Origin of the sequence: Microcystis sp. LEGE 08355 (assembly GCF_015207185.1) — a bacterium.
GTDB lineage: Bacteria > Cyanobacteriota > Cyanobacteriia > Cyanobacteriales > Microcystaceae > Microcystis > Microcystis panniformis.
Genome location: NZ_JADEXI010000354.1, coordinates 1 through 4949, shown reverse-complemented (window position 1 = coordinate 4949; position 4949 = coordinate 1). Strand labels below are relative to the sequence as shown.

At 42.2% G+C, this 4949-nt stretch carries 7 protein-coding genes; 4 read left to right on the top strand and 3 right to left on the bottom strand.

The window, feature by feature from the left end; translation table 11 throughout:
• Window positions 1-242 precede the first annotated feature (242 nt).
• The 4 genes from rplI (at window position 243) to IQ242_RS16710 (ending at window position 2901) form a co-directional block, all read left to right on the top strand.
• Window positions 243-701 carry a 50S ribosomal protein L9 gene (gene rplI, locus IQ242_RS16725; protein WP_012264300.1) on the top strand — a complete coding sequence of 153 codons (459 nt, stop codon included), beginning with the start codon at window positions 243-245 and terminating at the stop codon, window positions 699-701.
• 99 nt (window positions 702-800) lie between these two features.
• Window positions 801-1385 (top strand): chromophore lyase CpcT/CpeT, encoded by a 585-nt coding sequence (locus tag IQ242_RS16720; RefSeq protein WP_193960746.1) that lies wholly within the window; start codon window positions 801-803, stop codon window positions 1383-1385.
• 22 nt (window positions 1386-1407) lie between these two features.
• Complete coding sequence (gene xth / locus IQ242_RS16715; RefSeq protein WP_004163269.1) at window positions 1408-2208, top strand: exodeoxyribonuclease III; 801 nt, start codon at window positions 1408-1410, stop codon at window positions 2206-2208.
• A 138-nt stretch (window positions 2209-2346) separates the two neighbouring features.
• Entirely contained in the window at window positions 2347-2901 is a 555-nt protein-coding gene (locus tag IQ242_RS16710; RefSeq protein WP_193960745.1) for a hypothetical protein, read from the top strand.
• On the opposite strand, the gene IQ242_RS16705 is transcribed toward IQ242_RS16710, so the two are convergent.
• The 3 genes from IQ242_RS16705 to IQ242_RS16695 form a co-directional block, all read right to left on the bottom strand.
• The gene (locus IQ242_RS16705) at window positions 2902-3219 is read right to left on the bottom strand and encodes a hypothetical protein (RefSeq protein ID WP_193960744.1); all 318 of its coding nucleotides are present in this window, start codon (window positions 3217-3219) and stop codon (window positions 2902-2904) included.
• A 122-nt stretch (window positions 3220-3341) separates the two neighbouring features.
• On the bottom strand, window positions 3342-4232 hold the full coding sequence (crtR, locus tag IQ242_RS16700) for a beta-carotene hydroxylase (protein ID WP_110579091.1): 891 nt from the start codon (window positions 4230-4232) through the stop codon (window positions 3342-3344).
• A gap of 161 nt (window positions 4233-4393) precedes the next feature.
• Window positions 4394-4771: a type II toxin-antitoxin system HigA family antitoxin gene (locus IQ242_RS16695; protein WP_193960743.1), complete on the bottom strand. Its 378-nt coding sequence runs from the start codon at window positions 4769-4771 to the stop codon at window positions 4394-4396.
• Window positions 4772-4949 lie beyond the last annotated feature (178 nt).

The following is a 4949-nucleotide window of genomic DNA, read 5'->3' as shown; positions in this document are numbered from 1 at the left end:
TATTTAGGGTTTGCTGAAAAAGTTTTTCGTGGGGACAGGGTGTGGGGTGTGGGGTTCACCCCAAAGGTCGGCAGTTTTTGAGGGAAAAAAGTCTAAAAACCTTATCCAACAAGGTTGTTAGATTTATTCAGCAAACCCCAAGGAGTTTTTCCATAGCTAACTGACGGTCCGGATGGGAGGACAGATAAAAACGATTGCATGGTATGATAGGGGTTTTGGAACTATTGTTTTAGGTCAAGATCATGGCGAAACGAATGCAGGTTATCCTCAATCAAAAAGTCAGCAAATTAGGTGAAAATGGCGATGTGGTGGAAGTGGCCCCCGGTTATGCGCGCAATTACCTTATCCCCCAAGGGGTGGCCGTTTTAGCCACCAAGGGCGCGATTAAACAGGCAGAATTTAGGAAAGAAAAAGAGCGTCAACGTCTCCTCGCTGAAAAACAAGAAGCGGAAACCAGAAAAACTGCGATCGAAAAACTCAGTCCCTACAGCATCCCTAAACAGGTGGGTGAAAACGAGGCCATTTTCGGTACTGTCACCAGTCAAGATGTGGCTACGGTTATTCTAGAAAATGCTAAATTAGAAATCGATCGCCGTGGTATTACCGTCCCCGATATCGGTCAATTGGGAGTCTATAAAGTACAAGTCAAACTCCATCCCGAAGTTAGTGCCGATATCGAAATTAAAGTAATCGCACAATAACAATTATCGGGGCATAGTTATCAGTAATCAGTGAAAATTTATCAGAGCGATTAACTAGCTGATGGCTGATAGCTAATAGCCATTCACATCTCAAAAACTATGACTCATCCCACGGATATAAAAACCCTAGCGCGCTGGATGGCGGCGGATTTTAGTAATCAAGAACAAGCTTTTGCTAATCCGCCTTTTTTTGCCCATATTCGCGTGTGTATGCGCCCTTTGCCCGATGAATTACTGAAGGGAACCAGCTTATTTTTAGAGCAGGCCTACGATTTTATGCTCAATACTCCCTATCGTTTGCGAGTATTTAAATTATCGGTAGTCGATGATCATATTGAACTAGAAAACTTTAAAGTTAAAGAGGAAGCTAACTTTTTTGGTGCTTCTAGAGAACCCCAGCGTCTCAAAAATCTCACCTTAGACCTATTAGAACCGATGCTGGGTTGTGATATGAATGTCACTTGGACAGGTAACAGTTTTAAAGGGGTGGTGAAACCGGGTAAACAATGTTTAGTCTTTCGCAAAGATAGAATGACTTATTTAGATAATAGTTTTGAAATTAGTGAACGGGGATTAATTAGCGTTGATCGCGGTTTAGATCCCGAAACCGATCAATTAGTCTGGGGTTCGATCGCCGGTCCTTTTGAGTTTGTGCGTCGCACCAGTTTTGCTGAGGAAGTGTGAGAAAAATTATCGGTTTTTAGCTATGAAAATCGCCACATGGAATGTCAACTCGATTCGCAGCCGACAAGAGCAGGTAATTAATTGGTTACAACTCAATCCCGTTGAGGTTTTGTGCTTGCAAGAAACTAAGGTAATCGATCGAGATTTTCCCAGAGAAGCTTTTGAATCTTTGGGTTATCATCTCTATATTTCTGGACAAAAATCCTATAATGGTGTGGCGATTTTTAGCCGAAAACCCCTGGACGATATCACTGTAGGATTTAGTCCAATTATCGGCGAAAATTTAACAGGAGAACTAGACGAACAGAAACGGGTAATTACTGGAGTAATCGGCGATATTCGGATTATCAATCTCTACGTTCCTAATGGTTCTTCCCTAGATAGTGACAAGTATATTTATAAGCTTAAATGGTTAGAAACTCTCAGGAAATATCTAGATAAAATTATTAATTCTCAACCAGAAGAATTATGTATCTGTGGGGATTTTAATATTGCCTTAGAAGATAAAGATATTTATGATCCCAAGGGCAAAGAAAATCATATTATGTCTTCAGCTAAAGAAAGAGAAGCTTTAGAAAAGGTGTTAGAAATTGGCTTACAAGATGCCTTTAGAAAATTCACCTCGGCAGCGGGACATTATAGTTGGTGGGATTATCGCAGCGGTGGTTTTGCTCGTAACCGAGGTTGGCGAATCGATCATCTTTATTTAACTCCTCAGCTATACGAAAAAGCCGTTAATTGTCTGATCGATCGAGAACCCAGAAAACAAGAAAAACCTAGCGATCATACCCCTGTTATTCTGGAAATATCAAGCCAAAAATAGCTAAAGGATCAACCTAGACTTTGCACAGCCAGAATTTTGCTCTCTTAGCTTCCCTAACCAGGGACTTTCACCTTGAGGATTTATTCGGTAACGAGAAAATGCTATGATTCGGGTTGAATTTACCAAGTTTATTAAATTATGCGTTCTCCCCAATTAATTGTTCTATTGCTCGGTTTATCCTTTCTCCCCAGCATCTCCCCCCCTTTTGTCCATGCTAATCCCTCGATAGTGCCAGTGAAACAATCGAGTAATCGCGATGGGGGACAAAAAATCAGTGAAGCGGAAATTAAAGCAATGATTCAAGACATTGAAACCGCTATTAAAGATAAAAATATCGCCCTAATCCTCAAACACTATGCCCCGTTTATTTCCTCGCAATTGACCATTAAAACCGATGCTAGTACCGAAATTTTTGAGTTAGATGGTATCACGGAACATAAAATATTTTTAGAGGAATCCTACAAAAATATCAAAAGTATAGAGGTTCTTTCTGAGAATTGGGACGTGGATATTCTTGCTAATAACGAGATGGCGATTATCACTCGCGCGCGGGTAGTCAATATTACCAACACCGAGGGTGATAACTATATAGTGGCATCGGAAGCGGTGGCTAAAGTCGCTCCCATCGACGGCAAATTGAGGATCTTTTCCATTCAAGAAACCGCCGAAGTGGGACGCAGACCAAAAAAATAATTAACTTCTCCGGTTGGGACTGGACCAACCCGACTCCCGCCGTCTTCGTCCCTCGATAAAACCGTCATCGTAGTCTCTGGAATTGCGCGGATTATCATAGCGGGCAAAGTTAAACCCGTCCTCTAGTCCGCGCTGAAATTCTTGCTCTGGTGGCACAAATCGATAACGTTGTCTATTATCCTGTACCACCCGGTTGATTAACAAGGCCCCCGCTCCAATACCCACGGCCTCACCAAAGGTTAAAGACCTAGCATAATCGATGTTAATTGTCAAGAAAGTTGTTGTTAAAATTAAGGCTTTTCCCCAATGTTGACCCATAAAATCCTCCTTCAAAAAATCAAGTTGACAACAAAACCAGTACAGATACAAAGTTTCTCATAAAATCGACCAGCGACTTGCCAAAATGACAACTTTGTACCTCACCATTACGATAAGTGAGATCAAGAAGTTTTAGAAGAATGGGAGTGAAAGCGAATCCCCAAGAAGACATCGTAGAGGAAACTCCAGAAATTCTTACCTTGCAGTAAACCTAAAGACTGTTCACACTCTTTTGCGTCTAAAAGCGGTTTGGTGGCATAGTATGCCGGTTGGTATTTGTACCAGGGAATCGACGGCCAGAGATGATGCACGAGATGATAATTCTGTCCTAAAATCAGCAGATTTAAGAGGGGACTGGGGTAAACGCGGGCATTTTTCCAACGATTGCGCTCTTGGAAAGGACGATGGGGAAGATAATCGAAAAATAAACCGAGGGCAATTCCCACCACTAAAGCAGGAACAAACCAAAAATTCATCACATAGCCAATAAAACCGAATTGACAGGCGACGATGACTATGGTAGCAACAAAAAGACGACTGAGGAACCATTCCAGCAGTTCGTATTTTCGCCAGAGTTGCCGCTTAAAAAAGAAGATTTCGTGATAAAAAAATCTGGCCGCAATCATCCACAACGGTCCACCAGTGGAGACAAAATGATCCGGATCATTTTCGGGATCGTTAACGTGCGCGTGGTGCTGTAAATGGACTCTAGTGAAGACCGGAAAGGCAAAACCGAGCATTAAAGCACTGCCATGACCTAAAATAGCATTAAATACCCGATTCCTATGGGCAGAATTATGAGAGGCATCGTGGATAACTGTCCCCGATAAATGTAAAGCGAGGACATTAGCACTAAAACAAATCCAGTCCGGCCAGGACCATAGCCAATAGCCACAGGTAGATAGGGTTATTAGGCTCAAGGCACTGAAAAACATGGTAACGTTTGGGTTGAAGCCCCCCGGTGCTTTTAAATACTCTTTGGGGACTGTCAGCAACATCTCGGCCGACTGCATTATGGGTGTTGCTCCTTATTGTGTTCGCTTTACTGGCGTAAATTATCATACTACGCCTTTTTCATAAAGTTTTGTAACATTATCTTAATTAATCTAAAGTTATGAAGAAAGTAAGGATTTGTTATATGGTCTTCCCCCCCAGTCCCCGAGGGAAAGCGAGGCTACAAGAGAAAATCACGGGCGCTTAACGCCAGTTTCGCACTTAAACGATTAAAAAATTCGGCTAGAGACTCGGCTTGAGAGGGAGCGATCGCTTGTTTCCCCCCTATCACCGATTCTACTCTATCCCGATCGCCGAAAATATCGACAAGACACTCCCTATCGATATCGAATTCATGCAGTAAAGATTCTAACGTAGCGGTAGGATTTGTTCGGGCGATCGGATAATGTTTCCGCTCGTATTCTTCCACTAATAACACCAATAAATCAAATAATAGTCCTTCGTCATTGCTTAACTCCCGTGACATCATCCCTTCAATTATGCTTAAAAATCGCTCGTATTCTTGCGAGTTATTAATCGGTTTCGGTTGATACTGCAAGCGACCTTGAACCTCTACTAAATTTTTCCAGTTAGCCTTACTAGCGAAGTTATAGTTACTAATTCTGTACGCAAATATTGCATCTAGAATTAGCTTTGTACGCTTTGACCCGTACTGGGTTAACTACGAACCTCTCTATCGGATTCCCGCTAAAGGCGGCCTCTCCGACTACCTTTCT

Excerpts from the sequence above, each read along its gene's own strand:
- crtR (WP_110579091.1), bottom strand. The coding sequence starts at position 4,232 with ATGCAGTCGGCCGAGATGTTGCTGACAGTCCCCAAAGAGTATTTAAAA.
- IQ242_RS16705 (WP_193960744.1), bottom strand. The coding sequence starts at position 3,219 with ATGGGTCAACATTGGGGAAAAGCCTTAATTTTAACAACAACTTTCTTG.
- IQ242_RS16710 (WP_193960745.1), top strand. The coding sequence starts at position 2,347 with ATGCGTTCTCCCCAATTAATTGTTCTATTGCTCGGTTTATCCTTTCTC.
- IQ242_RS16720 (WP_193960746.1), top strand. The coding sequence starts at position 801 with ATGACTCATCCCACGGATATAAAAACCCTAGCGCGCTGGATGGCGGCG.
- rplI (WP_012264300.1), top strand. The coding sequence starts at position 243 with ATGGCGAAACGAATGCAGGTTATCCTCAATCAAAAAGTCAGCAAATTA.
- xth (WP_004163269.1), top strand. The coding sequence starts at position 1,408 with ATGAAAATCGCCACATGGAATGTCAACTCGATTCGCAGCCGACAAGAG.